General features: G+C 67.4%; 17 protein-coding genes. 6 read left to right on the top strand and 11 right to left on the bottom strand.

What is annotated here, in order from left to right; translation table 11 throughout:
- Window positions 1-35 precede the first annotated feature (35 nt).
- On the bottom strand, window positions 36-650 hold the full coding sequence (locus HPT29_RS00990) for a pyridoxamine 5'-phosphate oxidase family protein (RefSeq protein WP_173948753.1): 615 nt from the start codon (window positions 648-650) through the stop codon (window positions 36-38).
- Between the two features lie 114 nt (window positions 651-764).
- On the opposite strand from HPT29_RS00990, the gene HPT29_RS00985 reads away from it, so the two are divergent.
- Window positions 765-2444, top strand: coding sequence for an adenylate/guanylate cyclase domain-containing protein (locus tag HPT29_RS00985; protein WP_173948754.1), 1680 nt, complete (start codon window positions 765-767; stop codon window positions 2442-2444).
- A gap of 74 nt (window positions 2445-2518) precedes the next feature.
- Window positions 2519-3367, top strand: a complete 849-nt coding sequence (locus tag HPT29_RS00980) for an AraC family transcriptional regulator (protein WP_173948755.1) — start codon at window positions 2519-2521, stop codon at window positions 3365-3367.
- 74 nt (window positions 3368-3441) lie between these two features.
- Here HPT29_RS00980 and pnp read toward each other — a convergent pair whose 3' ends face one another.
- Together pnp and rpsO are read right to left on the bottom strand one after the other, a co-directional pair.
- Window positions 3442-5616 (bottom strand): polyribonucleotide nucleotidyltransferase, encoded by a 2175-nt coding sequence (gene pnp, locus HPT29_RS00975; RefSeq protein WP_173948756.1) that lies wholly within the window; start codon window positions 5614-5616, stop codon window positions 3442-3444.
- 215 nt (window positions 5617-5831) lie between these two features.
- Window positions 5832-6101, bottom strand: coding sequence for a 30S ribosomal protein S15 (gene rpsO / locus HPT29_RS00970; protein WP_173948757.1), 270 nt, complete (start codon window positions 6099-6101; stop codon window positions 5832-5834).
- Between the two features lie 299 nt (window positions 6102-6400).
- On the opposite strand from rpsO, the gene HPT29_RS00965 reads away from it, so the two are divergent.
- On the top strand, window positions 6401-6946 hold the full coding sequence (locus HPT29_RS00965) for a ferritin-like domain-containing protein (RefSeq protein ID WP_173948758.1): 546 nt from the start codon (window positions 6401-6403) through the stop codon (window positions 6944-6946).
- 182 nt (window positions 6947-7128) lie between these two features.
- Here HPT29_RS00965 and truB read toward each other — a convergent pair whose 3' ends face one another.
- The 6 genes from truB to rimP form a co-directional block, all read right to left on the bottom strand.
- Window positions 7129-8049, bottom strand: coding sequence for a tRNA pseudouridine(55) synthase TruB (truB, locus tag HPT29_RS00960; RefSeq protein ID WP_173948759.1), 921 nt, complete (start codon window positions 8047-8049; stop codon window positions 7129-7131).
- Window positions 8050-8055: 6 nt separating this feature from the next.
- Window positions 8056-8481: a 30S ribosome-binding factor RbfA gene (gene rbfA, locus HPT29_RS00955; protein WP_173948760.1), complete on the bottom strand. Its 426-nt coding sequence runs from the start codon at window positions 8479-8481 to the stop codon at window positions 8056-8058.
- Between the two features lie 105 nt (window positions 8482-8586).
- A complete protein-coding gene (infB, locus tag HPT29_RS00950; RefSeq protein WP_173948761.1) occupies window positions 8587-11478 on the bottom strand; it encodes a translation initiation factor IF-2 in 2892 nt (963 codons plus the stop codon).
- The gene (locus HPT29_RS00945) at window positions 11475-12146 is read right to left on the bottom strand and encodes an RNA-binding protein (protein WP_173948762.1); all 672 of its coding nucleotides are present in this window, start codon (window positions 12144-12146) and stop codon (window positions 11475-11477) included. The genes infB and HPT29_RS00945 overlap by 4 nt, the downstream gene beginning before the upstream one ends.
- Before the next feature lie 30 nt (window positions 12147-12176).
- Window positions 12177-13796, bottom strand: coding sequence for a transcription termination factor NusA (gene nusA, locus HPT29_RS00940; protein ID WP_173948763.1), 1620 nt, complete (start codon window positions 13794-13796; stop codon window positions 12177-12179).
- Window positions 13797-13808: 12 nt separating this feature from the next.
- On the bottom strand, window positions 13809-14438 hold the full coding sequence (gene rimP, locus HPT29_RS00935; protein WP_173948764.1) for a ribosome maturation factor RimP: 630 nt from the start codon (window positions 14436-14438) through the stop codon (window positions 13809-13811).
- 305 nt (window positions 14439-14743) lie between these two features.
- On the opposite strand from rimP, the gene HPT29_RS00930 reads away from it, so the two are divergent.
- From HPT29_RS00930 to HPT29_RS00920, 3 genes are read left to right on the top strand one after another with little or no spacing between them, the layout of a single operon-like run.
- Window positions 14744-15736, top strand: a complete 993-nt coding sequence (locus tag HPT29_RS00930; protein WP_173948765.1) for an efflux RND transporter periplasmic adaptor subunit — start codon at window positions 14744-14746, stop codon at window positions 15734-15736.
- Between the two features lies 1 nt (window position 15737).
- Window positions 15738-16985, top strand: coding sequence for an ABC transporter permease (locus tag HPT29_RS00925; protein WP_173948766.1), 1248 nt, complete (start codon window positions 15738-15740; stop codon window positions 16983-16985).
- Complete coding sequence (locus tag HPT29_RS00920; protein WP_173948767.1) at window positions 16982-17683, top strand: ABC transporter ATP-binding protein; 702 nt, start codon at window positions 16982-16984, stop codon at window positions 17681-17683. The genes HPT29_RS00925 and HPT29_RS00920 overlap by 4 nt, the downstream gene beginning before the upstream one ends.
- A 3-nt stretch (window positions 17684-17686) precedes the next feature.
- Here HPT29_RS00920 and trmB read toward each other — a convergent pair whose 3' ends face one another.
- Both trmB and metK read right to left on the bottom strand, forming a co-directional pair.
- A complete protein-coding gene (gene trmB / locus HPT29_RS00915) occupies window positions 17687-18370 on the bottom strand; it encodes a tRNA (guanine(46)-N(7))-methyltransferase TrmB (RefSeq protein WP_173948768.1) in 684 nt (227 codons plus the stop codon).
- 149 nt (window positions 18371-18519) lie between these two features.
- Complete coding sequence (gene metK, locus HPT29_RS00910; protein WP_173948769.1) at window positions 18520-19698, bottom strand: methionine adenosyltransferase; 1179 nt, start codon at window positions 19696-19698, stop codon at window positions 18520-18522.
- Between the last annotated feature and the right edge of the window lie 8 nt (window positions 19699-19706).

Genomic DNA, 19706 nt, shown 5'->3' with positions numbered 1-19706 from the left:
CGGGGGCAGGGGACGTCAGGTCAAGAGCATCCGCTTCAATAGAGGGTCGACCGCTGCCTCTCCGGCAGGGCCTTGTCGTAGGTCTCGCCGCCCATCTCATTGGCCGTCAGGGCCGCGAGGATCTGGCCGGCGCTCGGCAGCGAGGCGCGCGCCACGTGCTTTGCCGGGTTCCACAATTCCGAGCGCAGGATCGCGCGGGCGCACTGGAAATAGACCGCCTCGACGGTGATCGCGATCACCGATTTCGGTGCCCTGCCGTCGACCGCGAAGCTGTCGAGCAGGGCGGGTTCGATCGAGATGGCCGCGCGGCCGTTGACCCGCAGGGTCTCGCCGATCCCGGGGATCAGGAACAGCAGGGCGATTGCGGGCTCGCGCACGATGTTCTTCAGCGAATCGATGCGGTTGTTGCCGCGCCGGTCGGGCAGGAGCAGGGTCTTGTCGTCCTGCACCCGCACGAAGCCCGGTCCGTCCCCGCGGGGGGAGCAGTCGAGCCCCTCCGGGCCGCGGGTGGCCAAGGCCACGAAGGGCGCCGCCTCGATGAAGGCCCGGTATTCGGGCACGACCCGGTCCGTCTCCTTCAGGAGCGAGCCCCTGTTGACCTCGCCATAGAGGGCTTCGAGTTCTGTAACGCTGGTGATGATGTGGGACATGGTGCGGAGAGCCGGTGCAGGGATCGTGATTTGACAACCGGCACCTTGGTGCAACTGCATGGCGGCAGGCAAGCCTGAAGACGAGACGCCGCCGGGCTGATCTGAAAGACGCGTATGACCAGTGTTCGAGGCAAACCGGCACCCGATTCAGGGAGCTCCGAGATCCATCTCCGGACCCGCGAGATCCGTCTGTTCACGGGGCTCGTGCTCGGGGCCTTTCTCCTCACCCATTTCTCCAATCATGCCCTCGGGTTGGTGTCAGTCGAGGCCATGGAGGACGGCCGCTCCTGGTTCAACCGCCTGTGGCGCAACCCGGCCGGCACGGTGCTCCTCTACGGGTCCATCCTGGTGCATTTCCTGCTCGCGCTGCTGGCGCTCTACCGGCGCCGGACCCTGCGCATGCCCTGGCGCGAGGCCGCCCAGCTGATCCTGGGAGTGAGCCTGCCGTTCCTTCTGGTCGGGCACGTGGTCGGAACCCGGATCGAATGGGCCCTGACCGGGCACGATTCCGGCTATCCCGAAGTGGTCCGCAACCTCTGGGTCCTCAATCCCGGGATCGGGGCCCGCCAGTCCGTCGCCCTCCTGATCGCCTGGCTGCACGGGTGCCTCGGGGTCTATTTCTGGCTGCGTCCGAAAAGCTGGTTCCCGCGCTCGGCGCTGCTTCTCTACACGGGCGCCGTCCTTGTCCCGGTCCTCGCGCTGCTCGGCTTCGCGGAGGCCGGGCGGGAGATCGCGGACGCGCCCGGCCGGTTCGGGACGCCCGTTCCCCCCTCGTCCGACATCCTGCCGGCGGCCGGCCCGCTTCTTTATGCGGCTTTCGGCGGGCTCATCGCGGCGACGCTCGCCGCCCGCTTCATCCGCAGCGTGCCCTTGTGGTCGCGGCGCGTGCGCGTGTTCTACCCGAACGATCAGGTGGCCACCGTGCCGCTCGGCTTCAGCGTCCTGGAGGCAAGCCGCAGCGCCGGTATTCCCCACATCTCCGTCTGCGGCGGGCGCGGGCGCTGCTCCACCTGCCGGGTGCGGGTGCTCGACGGTCATCAGCGCCAGCCGCCGCCCACGCCCCAGGAGCGTGGCACGCTCGCCCGCATCAAGGCGGGTCCGAACGTGCGGCTCGCCTGCCAGTTCCGGCCCACCCACGACGTCTCGGTCGTGCCGATCCTGTCCACCGGGCGCAACGGCGTGACCGCGCTGGTGCGCGGCGGCCGGGCCCAGGGGCAGGAGCAGGAGATCGCCGTTCTGTTCTGCGACCTGCGCGGCTTCACGAGCCTCGCCGAGCGGCGCCTGCCCTTCGACACGGTCTTCATCCTCAACCGCTATTTCGAGGCGGTGGGCCAGGCGGTGGAGGATGCGGGCGGCTATATCGACAAGTTCATCGGCGACGGCGTGCTCGCCCTCTTCGGCCTCAAGGCCTCGCCCCAGCAGGCGGCCCGGCAGGCCCTCGACGCGGCGCTGCGGATCAAGGCCGCGCTCGTGCACCTCAACGAGGAATATGCGAGCGAGTTCGAGCAGCCCCTGACGATCGCCATGGGGCTCCATGCCGGCCCGGCCATCGTCGGGCAGATGGGCTACGGCCAGGCCACCAGCCTCACGGCCGTCGGCGACACCATCAACGCCGCCAGCCGCCTGGAAGGCCTCGCCAAGGAACTCGACGTGGAACTGGTCATCTCCGAGGACCTCGCCTCCCGGGCCGGCCTCGACCTCTCCGACCGCGACCGCCGGATCGTCCAGATCAGGGGACGGGCGGCTCCCCTGGGGAGCTGGATCATCCCGCGGGCGGACGGTTTGGGGCGATGATGCGGAAGAGCAGGATTTATCAAAGGCGTTCCGCTTAAGGTTGGACCGACGACCTTGAAGGCGGATGCCACACGATGGAACAAGCGACTTTTGAAAGCTATGCCAGCCGCCTCACGCGGGTATCCGCCTACATCCACGATCATCTGGATGAGGAACTCAGCCTCGATGTGCTGGCCGGTATTGCATGTCTCTCGCCCTATCACTGGCATCGGATCTACCACGCCCATTTCGGGGAAACAGTTGCCGCCACTGTCCGGCGCTTGAGACTGCAGCGCGCAGCCGCCGACCTCGCCCATTCCGACAGGCCGATCCTGAATGTGGCGGAGCGGGCCGGCTACGACAGCCAAGCCTCGTTCACCCGTGCCTTCAGTGCCGCCTTCGGCTTGCCGCCCGCGAAATACCGCGAGGGCGGCAGCCATTCCGTCTTCAAAGCAAAAACGCCTCAAGGAGTTCATGCCATGTACGATGTCGGCATCACGACCGTTGCGCCCAAGACCCTGATCGCCGTCGAGCATCGCGGTTCCTATATGGCCATCGGCAAGAGCTTCGACCTGCTCTTCACGACCCTCGCCCAACGCGGCCTGATCCGCCCGAATCTGCCTATGGTCGGCGTCTATCTCGACGATCCCACGAGCGTTCCCGAATCCGAATTGAGATCACAGGCCGCCGTTGTCGTGAATGAACCGATGGCGGTCGACGCACCCCTATTCGCGAGTCGGATCCGGGGCGGTGATTATGCGGTGCTGAAATACAAAGGTCCCTACGGAGACATGCGCGCGGCGTATGACTGGCTTTATGGCCAATGGCTGCCGTCGTCCGGCCGAGAGGCCGCCGATGCGCCGGTGTTCGAGGACTATCTCAATAGTCCGCGCGATACGGCGCCGACCGAGCTGCGGACGGAGATCTGTCTTCCATTGACGTAAGACAACGCTTGCAGACAAAGAAAAAGGCGCGGCATTCGCCGCGCCTTCTCTGGTCCTAAGAGGGGACCGAAGCCTTACTCGCCGGCCTGCTTCTGCTGGTCGCGCTGGGCGCGTTCCGCATCGCGCTCGGCCTTGAGCTGCTCGGTGATGTCCTCGCCGGTCTCCTGGTTGACCACCTTCATGGAGAGACGGACCTTGCCGCGCTCGTCCATGCCGAGGAACTTCACCTTCACCTTGTCGCCTTCCTTGACCACGTCGGTGACCTTGCCGACCCGGTTCTTGGCGAGCTCCGAGATGTGCACGAGGCCGTCGCGGGACCCGAAGAAGTTCACGAAGGCGCCGAACTCCATCACCTTCACGACCGTGCCGTCATAGATCACGTTGACCTCGGGCTCGGCCACGATGGAGCGGATCCAGTTGTAGGCCGCCTTGATCGACTTGCCGTCGGCGGACGCGATCTTGATGAGGCCGTCGTCGTTAATGTCGATTTTGGCGCCGGTCTTCTCCACGATCTCGCGGATGACCTTGCCGCCCGAACCGATGACCTCGCGGATCTTGTCGACCGGGATCTGCATGGTCTCGATGCGCGGGGCATGCTCGCCGAGCTCGGCGCGGGGCGCCGTCAGGGCCTTGTTCATCTCGGCCAGGATGTGCGCGCGGCCGTCCTTGGCCTGATCGAGCGCGACGCGCATGATCTCCTCGGTGATGCCGGCGATCTTGATGTCCATCTGGAGCGACGTGATGCCCTGGTCCGTGCCGGCCACCTTGAAGTCCATGTCGCCGAGGTGATCCTCGTCGCCGAGGATGTCGGACAGGACCGCGAAGCGCTCACCCTCGAGGATGAGGCCCATGGCGATGCCCGCCACCGGACGGCGCAGGGGAACGCCCGCATCCATCAGCGACAGGGAGCCGCCGCAGACCGACGCCATCGACGAGGAGCCGTTCGACTCGGTGATCTCCGACACGACGCGGATCGTGTAGGGGAACTCGTGCGACGGCGGCAGCATCGGGTGGATGGCGCGCCAGGCGAGCTTGCCGTGACCGATTTCGCGGCGGCCGGGCGAGCCCATGCGGCCCGTCTCACCGACGGAATAGGGCGGGAAGTTGTAGTGCAGCAGGAAGGTCTCCTTGCGGGTGCCCTCCAGCTCGTCGATGAACTGCTCGTCCTCGCCGGTGCCCAGCGTGGTCACGACCAGCGCCTGGGTCTCGCCGCGGGTGAACACGGCCGAACCGTGGGTGCGCGGCAGGACGCCGACTTCCGACAGGATCGGGCGGACCGTCTTGAGGTCGCGACCGTCGATGCGGGTGCTGGTGTCGAGGATGTTCCAGCGCACGACCTTGGCCTGGGCCTCCTTGAAGACGGCCTTGACCTTCTCGGGGTCGAACTTGGCTTCGCCATCGGCCGGGACCAGCGCCTCCATCACCTTCGCCTTGACGGCGTCGACGGCCGCGTAGCGGTCCTGCTTCTTGGTGATCTTGTAGGCTTCGCGCAGGTCGGCCTCGGCGATCTCCAGAACGGCCTTCTCCACGTCGGAGACGTCCGCCGGCTGGTAGTCGCGCGGCTCCTTGGCGGCCTTCTCGGCGAGACGGATGATTGCCTCGATGACCGGCTGGAAGTGCTTGTGGCCGAACATGACGGCGCCGAGCATCACGTCTTCGGGCAACTCCTTGGCCTCGGACTCGACCATGAGCACGGCCTCGGACGTGCCGGCCACCACGAGGTCGAGAGCGGAGGATTCCATCTCCTGGACCGGCGGGTTCAGCTTGTACTGGCCGCCGATATAGCCGACGCGGGCCGCGCCGACCGGGCCCATGAAGGGCACGCCGGACAGGGTCAGGGCCGCGGAGGCCGCCACCATGGCGACGATGTCGGGATCGTTCTCGAGATCGTGCGAGAGCACGGTCACGACGACCTGGGTGTCGTTCTTGTAGCCTGCGACGAACAGGGGGCGGATCGGACGGTCGATGAGGCGGGAGACCAGGGTCTCCTTCTCGGTCGGACGGCCTTCGCGCTTGAAGTAGCCGCCCGGGATGCGGCCGGCCGCATAGGTGCGCTCCTGGTAGTTCACCGTGAGCGGGAAGAAATCGAAGCCTGGCTTCGGCTCCTTGGCCGACACGACGGTGGCGAGAACGGTGGTTTCACCGTAGGTGGCGACGACGGCGCCGTCGGCCTGGCGGGCCATCTTGCCCGTTTCGAGCACGAGCTTGCGCCCGGCCCAGATCAGTTCTTCGCGTTGAGTATCGAACATGGCGTGTCTTTCATGACAGCGGGGCGGGGGCTCGATGCCATGAGCAAGACGGCGAGAAGCTCGCGCCGGCGGGGTAGCCCGCCTCACAAGCCCCTTGCGATCCTGCCATGGTCATCGTGTCTGCCGCCTCCTTAAGAAACACCGGGCCGTGAAGCCGCGCAGTGTTGGAGAAACCGTCCGGAGCCGGGCTCCGGACGGACGTTTTCAAGAAAAGCTTAGCGGCGGATGCCGAGCTTCTCGATCAGCGTGCGGTAGCGGCTCTCGTCCTTCTTCTTCAGATAGTCGAGAAGCGAACGGCGTGCCGAGACCATCTTCAAAAGTCCACGACGGGAGTGGTTGTCCTTCGTGTGGCTCTTGAAGTGACCGGTCAGGTTGTTGATCCGCTCGGTGAGAATGGCGACCTGCACCTCAGGGGAGCCGGTATCGCCAGCCTTCTGGGCGAATTCCTTGACAAGCGCGTTCTTGCGCTCAGCCGTAATCGACATCGTCAGTCCTTTCAGGTTGGTATGTCAGGAGACCTTGGGCCTTCAGGGCCTCGGGTCGGGTTCGTCCGGAAGGGCCGGGCCGGGATGTCGTCCAGCGCGGTCCGAACCCGGACGCGTCTTTCGGAGACTGAAGCTACCGAAAAGATGGCGCACCATACACGAAATGCGCCCGAGTACCAGGAAAATCATTTTTCCCAAGCGGAGCAATAGGATGCGCCGTTTGGGCCGGTCCCTGGCGGAACAAGTGCCCCGGGTCACGGTTGGTGACCCAGACACGCCCAATATAGGAAGCTGACATCATGACTGCCAGTACGACCGGCATGGCCGACCTCACGTCCTCGGAAGACATCCGCAACATCTTCATCACAGGCCTGGAAAACGCCCATGCCCTCGAGAAGCAGGCCATCCAACTCATGGAGCGGCAGGTCGAGCGGTTCGAGAACTATCCGGAGATGTCCGACCTGCTGCGCCGACACATCACCGAGACGGAAGGTCAGATCCGCCGCCTCGACGAGATGCTGCACACCTTCGGGGCCGACCGCTCGATCCTGAAGGACATGGCCACCCAGTTCATGGCCAACCTGGCCGCCGCCGGCCACATGCCGATGGCCGACGAGGTCTTGAAGAACACCTTCGCCAACCACGCCTTCGAGAATTTCGAGATCGCGTCCTACAAGTCTCTGATCGTCATGGCCGAGGCCTCCGGGAACCAGAAGTTCATCCCGGGCCTCCAGCAGACCCTGGCCGAAGAGGAAAAGACCGCCCAGGCCGTCTACGACATGATCGAGCCGATCACCCGGAAGTTCCTGACGCGCTCGGCTCAGGGTCAGAAGGCGGATCGGTAAGAGAAGACCTGCTCATACCGGGCTGCTGCCGCCCGCGGTGACACGTTTGCCATGGCATGGCCGGGCTTGTCCCGGCCATCTCGATACGGGAAAGGCGCGGCGCTTCGAACGATCGGGATCACCGGCACAGGGCCGGTGATGACGGACCAGAGTTCCGCCCTCAGCCGCTGGGACGAAGGGTTTCAGCCGCCCAGGTTGAACACCCGGTGCGGGACGAACTCGCCCCGTTCCACGTCGCCCACCGCGATCAGGACGCCGTTGCAGGTGGCGTAGACCTTGCCGGACAGGGGCGCGTCGCGGCCGCGCAGGATGATCGACTGGCCGCGCATGAGGCGGCCGGCCATGTCCCGGCTCACGGGGATTGCGGGAATCTCGCTCAGGGCGATCTCCACCGGCCGAAGGGCCGCCGGATCGGACGCAACGTCGTCCACGGTGACGGCGTCGTCCTCGGTGAAAGGACCGACGCGCGTGCGCCGGAGCGCCGCGATATGGCCCAGGCAGCCCAGGGCACGGCCGAGATCGCGCGCGATGGCGCGCACATAGGTGCCCTTGCCGCAATCGGCCTCGATGATCGAGCGGTTGCCCGCGTGGTGGATCAGCGCGAGCCGGTCGATCTCGACCGTGCGCGGCTGCAGCTCCACCGTCTCGCCGTCGCGGGCGAGATCATAGGCGCGCTCGCCCTGAATCTTGATGGCGGAAAAGCGGGGCGGCACCTGCTGCACCTGACCGGTGAAGCGGGGCAGGTATTCTTCGATCATGGCCGGATCGGGCAGCCGGTCGGTCTGCTCGACCACATCGCCCTCGGTGTCGTCCGTGGTGGTCTCCGCCCCCCAGGCCACGGTGAACACGTAGGATTTGCGCCCGTCCATGACGAAGGGAACGGTCTTGGTCGCTTCGCCGAGCGCGATCGGCAGGATGCCCGAGGCGAGGGGATCGAGGGTGCCGGCATGTCCGGCCTTCTTGGCCGACAGGCCGCGTTTGACCACCGCGACCGCATGGGTTGAGGTCATGCCGACGCCCTTGTCCAGGATGATCCATCCGTTGACGTCGCGCTTCTTCGGGCGGTCGCCGTGCGGCCTCCGCTGCGGGCGTTCTTCGCTCATCGCTTCTTACTCGCTGCTGTCGTCGGAAGGGTCAGGCTCGGGCTTGACCGTGTCGCGGGCCACGCGCTCGGACCGCAGCAGCGCGTCGATGCGGGCGGCCTCGTCGAAGCTCTCGTCGCGGCGGAAGCGCAGATCGGGCGCGAATTTCAGGTTGACCCGGCGGGCCACCTCCTGGCGCAGCAGCTTCTTGTTCTTGTCGAGGGCCTTGAGCACGGCGTCCTCGTCGCGCCCGCCGAGCGGCATGACGTAGGCGGTCGCGAGCTTCAGGTCGGGCGACATGCGCACTTCCGGGATGGTGATGACGTTCCTCGTCAGCACGTCGTCCTGCAGGTCCCCGCGCGAGAGGACCTCGGCGAGGGCGTGGCGGATCAGCTCCGCGACGCGCTGCTGGCGCTGCGAGGGTCCGCTGGATTGTTCGAAACGTTTGGCCATGGGTGCTTCTCCGGGATTGGACCGGATCGGTCAAAAGGGATCATGGCCGGGAGCGACCCGGCCATGAGGATTGATGGGCGATGATGGGGCGAAGTCGGGCGCTTCTTACAGCGTCCGCTTCACCTCTTCCACGCGGTAGCACTCGATGAGGTCGCCGGCGCGCATGTCCTGATAGTTCTCGAAGGACATGCCGCATTCCTGGCCCGACGTGACCTCGCGGGCGTCGTCCTTGAAGCGCTTGAGCTGCGAGAGCCTGCCCTCGTGGATCACCACGTTGTCGCGGATCAGGCGGACATGGGCGCCGCGCTGGACCACGCCGTCGAGGACGCGGCAGCCGGCGATCTTGCCGACCTTCGACACGTTGAACACCTCGAGGACCTGGGCCTCGCCGAGACGCTCTTCGCGCAGGGTCGGAGCCAGGAGTCCGGACATCGCCGCCTTCACGTCATCCACGAGGTCGTAGATGATGTTGTAGTAGCGGATCTCGATGCCGGCACGTTCGGCGGCCTCGCGGGCTTCCTTGTGGGCGCGCACGTTGAAGGCCAGGATGATGGCCCCCGAGGCTTCCGCCAGGGTGACGTCGGACTCGGAGATGCCGCCGACGCCCGCCTGGACGATCCGGGCTGCCACTTCCTCGTTGCCGACCTTCTCGAGCGCACCGACGATGGCCTCCGCCGAGCCCTGCACGTCCGCCCGGACCACGAGCGGGAACTCCTTGCGGCCCGCTCCGGCCTTGAGGTCGCGCATCATGTCGACGAGAGTCCGTCCGGCCGAGCCCATGCGGGCGGCCTGACGCTCGCGCTTCTGGCGCGTCCGGTATTCGGTGACCTCGCGGGCACGGGCTTCGGACTCGACCACCGCGACGCGGTCGCCGGCCTCGGGCGTGCCGTTGAAGCCCAGAACCTCGACGGGAACCGAGGGACCGGCCTCCTTCACGGTGGCGCCGAGATCGTTGATCAGGGCGCGCACACGGCCCCACTCGGCGCCGGCCACGACGATGTCGCCCGTGTGGAGCGTGCCGCGCTGCACCAGCACGGTCGCCACGGGACCGCGGCCGCGATCGAGCTTCGCCTCGATGACAGTGCCTTCCGCCGACCGTTCGGCGTTGGCCTTGAGCTCGAGGATTTCGGCCTGGAGCTGGAGGCCTTCGAGCAGGGTCTCGAGACCCTGGCCGGTCTTGGCCGAGACCTCGAACTCGAGGGTCTCGCCGCCCATCGACTCGACCACGATCGAGTGCTGCAGCAGCTCGGTCCGGACCCGCTGCGGGTTGGCGTCGGGCTTGTCCACCTTGTTGATCGCCACGATCAGCGGCACGCCGGCCGCCTGGGCGTGGTTGATCGCCTCGACGGTCTGCGGCATGACGCCGTCATCGGCCGCCACCACCAGCACCACGATGTCCGTCACCTTGGCGCCGCGGGCACGCATGGCCGTGAAGGCCGCGTGGCCCGGCGTATCGATGAACGTGATCTTGCCGCCGAGCGGCGAGGTCACCTGATAGGCGCCGATATGCTGGGTGATGCCGCCGGCCTCGCCGGACACCACGTTGGTCTTGCGGATCGCGTCGAGCAGCGAAGTCTTGCCGTGGTCGACGTGGCCCATGATGGTCACCACCGGCGGGCGGATCGAGAGGTTCTCGTCCGTGTCCGGCGTGTCGAAGAGGCCTTCCTCGACGTCCGATTCCGCAACGCGCTTCACCGTATGGCCGAGCTCTTCCGCGATCAGCTGAGCTGAGTCGGAATCGATCACGTCCGTGATCTTGTGCATCTGGCCTTGCTTCATCAGCATCTTGATCACGTCCACGGCGCGCTCCGACATGCGGTTCGCCAGTTCCTGGATCGTGATCGTCTCGGGAATGATCACCTCGCGGGCGATCTTTTCCTTCTGTTCCACCTGACGGTGGCCCATGAGGCGCTGGTTGCGGCGACGGAACGCGGCGAGCGAGCGGGTACGCTCGTCCTCGCCCGAGGTCGCATTGGCCAGAGTCAGGCGGCCGCGGCGCTTTTCCTCGCCGGGAGCGACCTTGGGCGTCTTCGGCAGAGCCGCCGGCTTGGCGGCGATGCCGGGACGGCGGATGGTGCGGGCGCCTTCCTCGTCATCCGCCACGGCCGCGCGGGCAGCCACGGGCGGGGTCGTGCGAACGTTCGGCTTTGCCGTCTCCGGATCGGGCGCGACCGGCGCGGCAGGGCGCGCCATATGGTTCAGGCTCGGCGGACGACCACCCATGGTGCCGCCACCGCTGCGCGGGCCGCCGAAGCCGCCGGGACGGGGACCATCCGAGCGCGGGCCACCGGTACGCGGGCCATCGAAACGGCCGGCAGGGCGGGGTCCATCGGACCGGGGCCGGTCGGAGCCGGGCGCGCGGCCGGCACCGGCAGGAGCCGGTGCGGACGACGGGCGCGGAGCTTCTTCGCCCAGGCGACGGCGCGCCTCGTCCTCGGCGCGGCGCTTGCGCTCGTCATCCTGACGGCGGCGCTCGTCCTCCTCGCGCTTGCGGGCTTCGGCCGCTTCACGCTCCTTGGCTTCCGCAGCCTCGCGCTCGGCGCGGCGGGCTACCTCTTCGGCCTGGCGCTTGCGGTCTTCCTCGTCGCGACGGCGGGCGTCGACCAGCGCGTTCATGCGCGCATCGCGCTCCTGCTCGGAGAGCGTCTGCAGCACCATGCCGCCGGACCGGGGAGTGTTCGGGGCGCTGCGCTGCGGACGGCCGCCCTGGGCCGGGGCAGCCGGCTTCGGGGCCGGAGCGGCCGGCTTTGGAGCGGCAGCGGCGGGCTTGGGCGCGCTCGCGGGGGCCGCGGCCTGTTGAGGCGCGGGCCTGTCTTCCTTGACCCCGGGGCTGGGGCCGACAGCAGGGCGACGCTTGACCGTCTCCACCACGACCGACTTGGACCGGCCATGGGAGAAGCTTTGGCGCACCACGCCCTGTTCGACGGGTCGCTTCAGAGAAAGCGTCTTGGACGACACGTGGAGAGTCTTGTCGCCCTGGTTTTTCGTATCAGTCATTCCGCCTCAGTTCCTGCGGGTTTCAAAATCGTGGGTTCGCCGGTCTCGTTCTCGAGGCCAGTTTGATCGGCATCGGTGCCGCGATAGGAGCGGTAACGGTGCCAGCGGTTCAGAAAGCCGTCGCTCCCAGCGCCCGCGACGAGGGCAGCATGTATCACATGTGACCGGCCTAATGCCAAATCCAATTCGTCGATCGACAATTCTTGGATGACCGGAAAGTGAGATATTGCGTCGCCGAGGCGTTTTCGCAACTGGTTCGCCAATTTTCTTCGCCCATCTTCGGCCGCCTCTGCGGCATGAATAAGGGCAACGATGGGCTTATCCGTGATCGCCGACTCGACCTTGTGGAAGCCGGTGATCACCGCGCCGGCCTTGTTGGCGAGGGCCAGGCCCTGGCGCAGATCGTCCCGGAGCATGCGCTCGATGTCCAGGGCCAGGGTCTCCGCGGCCTTGGCCTCGGCCTTGAAGGCCCGGGAGAAGAGGCGACGTTTGGCCGCTTCTTCCACCATGTCGAACCGGGCCGTGACCCAGACGCCGCGGCCCGGCAGCTTGTGCCGGAGGTCGGGGACGACCTGATGGTCGGGCCCGAGGACAAAGCGGATCAGCTCCGCGGGGCCTTTCGCCTCGCGGGTGATGATGCAGGTGCGCTCCGGTTCATGCCGCGGCACGGGTGCTGACCTCGCTTTACCATGGCCCAGTTAAGACGGCTGAGCCTCGGTCTCGGCCTCTTCGGCCAATCCCTCGGTCTCCACCGTCTCTTCCGGCTGCTCGATCCAGCCGGCCTTCACGCGGGCGGCCATGATCATGTTCTCGGCGTCCGCACGGGACAGGTCGAAGCCGTCGAGCGCACCCTTGTAGCGGGTCGCCTCCGGGCCGCGGCCTTCCGTCCAGCCGACGAGATCGTCGGTGGCGCAGCCGGCCAGGTCCTCGACATTCTTGATGTCGTTCTCGCCCAGAGCCACCATCATGGCAGTTGTGACGCCGTCGATCTCCTTCAGGTCGTCCGAGACGCCCAGTTCCTGGCGGCGGGCGTCGTTCTCGGCCTCGATGCGGGCGAGGTATTCCTGCGCGCGGCTCTGGATCTCGGCGGCCGTATCCTCGTCGAAGCCCTCGATGGAGGCCACCTCGCCGGCATCCACGTAGGCGATCTCCTCGACGGAGCGGAAGCCCTCGGAGGCCAGCAGCTGGCCCACGACCTCGTCCACGTCGAGAGCGTTCATGAACAGCTCGGTGCGCTCGGCGAATTCCTTCTGGCGCCGCTCGGATTCCTCGGCTTCGGTGAGAATGTCGATGTCCCAGCCGGTGAGCTGCGAGGCGAGGCGCACGTTCTGGCCGCGGCGGCCGATGGCCAGCGAGAGCTGATCGTCGGGCACCACCACCTCGATGCGGTCGGCCTCCTCGTCGAGCACCACCTTGACCACTTCCGCAGGCTGGAGCGCGTTGACGATGAAGGTCGCCTGGTCCTGGGACCAGGGGATGATGTCGATCTTCTCGCCCTGCAGCTCGCCCACCACCGCCTGGACGCGGGAGCCCCGCATGCCCACGCAGGCGCCGACCGGGTCGATGGAGCTGTCGCGCGAGGTCACGGCGATCTTGGCCCGGGAGCCGGGATCGCGGGCCACCGCCTGCACCGACACGATGCCGTCGTAGATCTCTGGCACCTCGGAGGCGAAGAGCTTCGCCATGAACTGCGGATGGGTGCGCGACAGGAAGATCTGCGGCCCGCGGGCTTCGCGGCGAACGTCGAAGAGATAGGCGCGGATGCGGTCGCCCGGGCGGAAGGTCTCTCGCGGGATGAGCTCGTCGCGGCGGATGATCGCCTCGCCGCGGCCGAGATCGACGATCACGTTGCCGTATTCGACGCGCTTGACCGCGCCGTTCACGACCTCGCCGATGCGGTCCTTGTATTCCTGATACTGCCGGTCGCGCTCGGCGTCGCGCACCTTCTGCACGATCACCTGCTTGGCCGACTGGGCGGCGATGCGGCCGAAATCGAAGGGCGGCAGGGTGTCGGCGATCACGTCGCCCACCTGGGCGGCCGGATTGTGGCGGGTGCGGGCCTCGGCCAGGGTGATCTCGCGGGAATCGTTCTCCACCGCGCCGTCGTCGACCACCAGGAGGTGGCGGGCGAGGCGCAGCTCGCCGGTCTTCGGGTTGATCTCCGCGTGGATGTCGGTCTCGGCCCCGTAGCGGGACCGGGCCGCCTTGGCGATGGCATCCGCCATGGCGTCGAGCACGATCTGCTTGTCGATCACCTTCTCGCGCGCGACCGCATCGGCGATCTGCAAGAGTTCAAGCCTGTTGGCGCTGATAGCCATCGAGGTCGCTCCTTAGTTCGGTTTTGTCTGATCGGACGGGTCCGGCGTCTCGTCGGGCGCATTGACCACATCCGTGTCTTCATCAAGATCGTCCGTGGTCGGCGCCGTTCCGCGGCGCAGCGATTCACGGATCAGCTCGTCGGTGAGAACGAGGTGAGCCTCGCCGAGATCCGTCACGGGCACCCGGGCGATCGGATCGAGACCTTCCTTTACGTCCGGCAGCTCGATCACGAGCATCCCGTCCTCCACACCCCGGAGGAGGCCGCGGTAGCGCTTGCGGCCGGCGACCGGCACGGCCATCTCCACCTTGGCCTCGTAGCCGCTCCAGCGCTCGAAATCGCTGACGCGCACCAGCGGGCGGTCGATCCCCGGCGAGGAGATCTCCAGATGATAGGCCGTGGTGATGGGATCCTCGAGATCGAGAACCGGCGAAATCGCCCGGCTCACGGTCTCGCAATCGGCCACCGACATGGTGCCGTCCGGCCTCTCGGCCATGATCTGGACGGTGCATCCGTTCTGGCCGCTGACCCGCACCCGCACGAGATTGAAGCCCAGATCCTCGATCACCGGCTCGACGATGGCCGCCACCCGGGCGGCGACGCCGTTCTCGGTGATCAGTCGGTTGTCGCGTTCGTTTGTCATGGCTCTCCGCACGCCCCGGGGTCCAAGCAATAAAAAAGAGCGGACCCCGGGGGGCCCACTCTCGACCAGCAGCTTGACGCTGCAACCAGAGCTGACGTGAGAGATATACCGATTCACGTCGAAAAATGCAAGAGTTCTCTCGATCGTCCCGTCATGCGCCCGCCGTCTGGTCCGCAACCGCCCGAGGTCCTGCCAGTGCTCCGCGACGGAAGGCGAGCCGCAGCCGGGTCGAGAAAGCTGCGCTGTCGCGGCCGGGTCTGAGCTATAATAGGCAAGGGTCTCCTTCGGAGCATCATGCCTTGACGATGTCCCGCGTTCTTTTCCTCGGGCTCGCGCTGCTGGCCGCTGCAGCGGCCTCTTGGCGCCTCAGCCGCCCGCAGGAGGTCACCACGATGTCGCCGAAGCGTGGCGACGCCGCCGAGATCGTCTATGCCACTGGGGTCGTGGAGCCGCGCACCTGGGCCAAGGTGGCGCCTCTCCTGCGCGAGCGGATCGTCGAGCTGTGCAATTGCGAGGGCGAGTCGGTGGAGCGCGGAGCGGTTCTGGCCCGCCTCGACAGCCGCCAGCCGGAGGCCACCCTGGCGGAGCTGAAGGCGCGGCAGAAGCTGACCATGGCCGATTACGATCGGATCGCCGCCCTGGTGGAACGACGGGTCGCCAGCGATCAGGCTCTCGACCGGGCCCGCAGCGAGCTCGGCCAGATCCAGGCCCTGATCGCCGGCCAGGAGACCCGGCTCGAATCCTATGTCCTGCGGGCTCCCATGAGCGGCGTCGTCCTGCGCCAGGACGGCGAGGTGGGAGAGGCGGCCGAGCCCGGGACGATCCTGTTCTGGGTCGGTGAGCCCAAGCCCCTGCAGGTGGAGGCCGACGTGAACGAGGAGGACATCCCGCGCGTGGCGGTCGGCCAGCGCGCCGTCCTCAAGGCGGACGCCTTTCCGGACCAGGTCCTGGACGCGAAGGTCGATTCGGTCACTCCGAAGGGCGATCCCATCGCCAAGACCTATCGCGTCCACCTGGCCCTGCCGCAGGACACGCCCTTGCGCATCGGTATGACCGTGGAGGTGAACGCGATCGTGCGGATCGAGCCCGGCGCTCTTCTCGTCCCGACCAACGCCCTGCGCGGCGGCGCCCTGTTCGTGCTCGACGGCGCTGTGGCCCGCAGGCGCGACGTGACAGTCGGCATCCGGGGAGCCAGCAACTCGCAGATCCGGCAGGGCCTCTCCGACACGGACCGGGTGATCGCCCCGTTCCCGGACGAGCTTGCCGACGGGACGAAGGTTCGGGAAAGGCAGGGGTGACATGCGCCTCATCCTGGAACTGGCCCTGACCCACATCGCCGGGCGCGGACGCCAGACGATCGTGGCGATCCTGGGCGTCGCTCTCGGGGTCGGCTTCTCCATCGCCATGGCGGCCCTGATGCAGGGCACCGAAAAGGATTTCGTCGCCCAGCTCGTGGACACCATGCCGCACGTTCAGATCACCGACGAGCACCGTTCGCCCCGGCGGCAGCCTGCGGAGGATCTGTTCGCCGCGGCCCAGTTCGAGGGCTTGCGGCCGAAGGAGGACCGGCGCGGCATTCTCAATCCGGCCGCGGCCACGGCTTCCCTGAGGGCCTGGGTGCCCGGACGCATGGCGCAGGCCCTGCGCACGCAGGGCGTGGTCCGTTACGCCGGGCGCGACGTGGGCGTGACCGTGATCGGCATCGAGCCGGAAGGCGAGGCTGAGGTCTCGTCCGTCGCAGGGGACTTCCTGTCGGGCAGTTTCGACACGCTTCGGTCCGGCGGCAACAACATTGTCGTGGGCGACCGCCTGGCGCAGAGGCTCGGCGCCTCCACGGGCACCACGATCCAGGTCGTCGCTCCGACCGGCCAGTCGCGCGGCTTCCGGATCGTCGGGCAGTTCCACACGGGCACCAACGCCCGCGACGAGGGCGAAGCCTACGTGCTTCTCAAGAATGCCCAGATCCTGAGCGAGCGCCCCAACGCCATCAACGACATTCGCCTGCGCCTCGACGATCCGGCGGCCGCCCCCCGGGTCGCCCGCCAGGCGGAGGCCGAGCTCGGCTACAAGGCGGTGCCCTGGCAGGAGGCGAACGAATCGCTTCTCGAGGCGCTGGTGGTGCGCAACGTGGTCATGTACACGGTGGTGGGCGCGATCCTGCTGGTGGCCGGGTTCGGGATCTTCAACATCATCTCGACCATCACGCACGAGAAGGCGCGCGACATCGCGATCCTGAAGTCCCTCGGCTTCACCCAGGCCAACATGCGCCGGCTGTTCCTGATCGAGGGGTTGGCGCTCGGGCTCGCCGGTTCCGTCGTCGGCTGGGCCATCGGCCTTCTCCTCTGCCTCGCCCTGTCGCAGGTGGAGTTCAAGCTTTCGGGCGCCGGGGTCGGCCGCGAAATGACGCGCCTGCCCCTCTTCTGGAGCGTCTGGCACTACGCGATCGCCTCGGCCTTCGCCCTCGTGTCCGCCGGCGTGGCCGGCTATCTCCCGGCGCGTCAGGCCGCGCGGCTCAATCCGGTCGACATCATCCGGGGCGCCACATGACTTGGCGAATCGAGGCCGACCACCTCACCCGCGTCCTGCCCGCCACCGTGCCGGTGACGCTGGTGCGCGACGTGTCGCTGACGGTGGGCGAGCGTGAGTTCATCGCCATCACGGGCCCGTCGGGCTCCGGCAAGTCGTCGCTGCTCTACCTGCTGGGCCTTCTCGACCGCCCGACGAGCGGCACCTTGAGGATCGACGGGCGGGACACCTCCACCCTGGACGACCGGGCCCTCGCCCGCCTGAGGCTCGAGATGCTGGGTTTCGTGTTCCAGTTCCACTTCCTGCTGCCGGAATTCACGATCCTGCGGAACGTGGAGCTGCCGATGCGCAAGGCGGGCCGGCTGTCGGCGGCCGCCATGCACGACCGCGCCGCGGCCCTGCTGGAAGAGCTCGGGCTCGCCGGCCATCTCGACAAGCGGCCGGATCAGCTCTCGGGCGGCCAGCGCCAGAGGGTGGCGGTGGCGCGGGCGCTCGCCAACGATCCCCATGTGGTGTTGGCCGACGAGCCGACCGGCAGTCTGGACAGCAAGAACTCGGAGCAGGTGTTCCAGATCCTGCGGGGCCTCGTGCACAAGGGCGGAAAGACCGTTGTTGCGGTCACCCACGACATGGAGTTCGCCGCCCGGGCTGATCGCCGCCTCCATCTCGTCGACGGCACGGTGATGAGCGACGAGCGCGCGGCTGCGTCACCCGCCTGACGATCAGACCCGCACGAAGGTGAGATAGCTCGGCACCCGGCCCTCGCGGATGGCCTTGGCCTCGTAGCGGGTGCCCGGCCAGCCGTCGTAGGGCCGGCGCCAGTCGTCGGCCCGGGTGGCCGTCCAGCGGAAATGCCGGGACCGCAGGGCTCGGGCCAGCACCCAGCCGATGTAATCGTCGATGTCGCTGGCGAAACGCAGCTCGGCGCCGGGCTTCATCACCCGCGCGAGACTCTCGAGGGTCTCGTTGGACACGAGGCGGCGCTTGCGCTGCCGGCGCTTGGGCCAGGGGTCGGGATAGAGAATGTAGACCCGGTCGAAGGAGGCGTCGGGCAGGGTCGGCAGGAGGTCGGTGACATCGTCGTCCCAGACGCGGACATTGTCGAGGCGCTCGTGCTCGACCACCGCGAGAAGCTTCGCCATGCCGTTCACGAAGGGCTCGCACCCGACGACATTGACGTCGCGGTGCGCGCGGGCCTGCGCGGCGAGATGCTCGCCGCCGCCGAACCCGATCTCGAGCCAGGTTTCCCGCGCGTCCCGGTTGGGAAACTGGTCCGACAGAGGTCTGCCCGGGGCGACGCGGATCGCGGGTAACAAGGTCTGAACCAGTTCGTCCTGGCCGGCGCGAAGCTTCTTGCCCTTGCGTCGCCCGAAAAAGGCGCCGGCCCGATCGGCGGCTTCGCTCATGGGACCAATGCTCCTGGGGACGGTACGATCGGGCTGAGAAACAGGCGCGTGTCGTGCCGGGAATGCAATGAGAGCCGATTCACCCGAGAGGGAACCGGCTCGTATCGTGAGGCTCAGGGGCCGGATGCGTCCGGCCCGCCAGGCGGATCTTAGCGGAACGCTGCCTTGAGGCGGTCGGCCAGATCCGTGCGCTCCCAGGAGAAGCCGCCGTCCGCATCCGGCTTGCGGCCGAAATGGCCGTAGGCGGAGGTGCGGGCATAGATCGGCTTGTTGAGGCCGAGATGCGTGCGGATGCCGCGGGGCGACAGATCCATGGCGTCCATGAGGATCGCCTCCAGCTTGCCCTCGTCCACCGTGCCGGTGCCGTGGAGGTCCACGTAGATCGACAGGGGCTTGGCCACGCCGATGGCGTAGGAGAGCTGCAGGGTGCAGTTCTCGGCGAGACCCGCGGCAACCACGTTCTTGGCGAGATAGCGCGCCGCGTAGGCGGCCGAGCGGTCCACCTTGGTCGGATCCTTGCCGGAGAAGGCGCCGCCGCCGTGCGGGGCTGCGCCGCCGTAGGTGTCCACGATGATCTTGCGGCCGGTGAGGCCGCAATCGCCGTCGGGTCCGCCGATGACGAACTTGCCCGTGGGGTTCACGTGCCAGATCGTGTCGGGCGAGATCCAGCCCGCGGGCAGGGTCTGACGGATATAGGGCTCGACAATCGTGCGCACGTCGTCCGAGGAGAGGCTCTCGTCCAGGTGCTGGGTCGACAGGACGATCTGGGTTGCCGCGACGGGCTTGCCGTTCTCGTAGCGCAGCGTGACCTGGCTCTTGGCGTCGGGGCCGAGCTTGGCCGCGTCGCCGACCTTGCCCTTGCGGGCCGCAGTCAGGTTCTCGAGGATCTTGTGGGCGTAATAGATCGGCGCCGGCATCAGCTCGGGCGTCTCGTTGCAGGCATACCCGAACATGATGCCCTGGTCGCCTGCGCCCTCATCCTTGCTGCCGGCGGCGTCGACGCCCTGGGCAATGTGGGCCGACTGGGCATGGAGATAGACCGACACGTCGGCGGTCTTCCAGTGGAATCCGTCCTGCTCGTAGCCGATGTCCTTGATGGCGTTCCGGGCGAGCTCGATCACCGTGTCCTTGGTGATGGATTCAGGGCCGCGGACCTCGCCGGCGATGACGACGCGGTTGGTGGTAGCCAAGGTCTCGCAGGCCACTCGGGCTTCCGGCTCGGCGGCCAGATAGGCGTCGACAACGGCATCGGAAATCCGGTCGCAGACCTTGTCCGGATGCCCCTCGGAGACCGACTCGCTCGTGAAAAGATAGCTCGAACGCCGCACGATGGGAT

Source organism: Microvirga terrae, from assembly GCF_013307435.2.
Lineage (GTDB): Bacteria > Pseudomonadota > Alphaproteobacteria > Rhizobiales > Beijerinckiaceae > Microvirga > Microvirga terrae.
The sequence above is the reverse complement of the archived record's forward strand: the minus strand, read 5'-3'. Positions and strand labels throughout refer to the sequence as shown.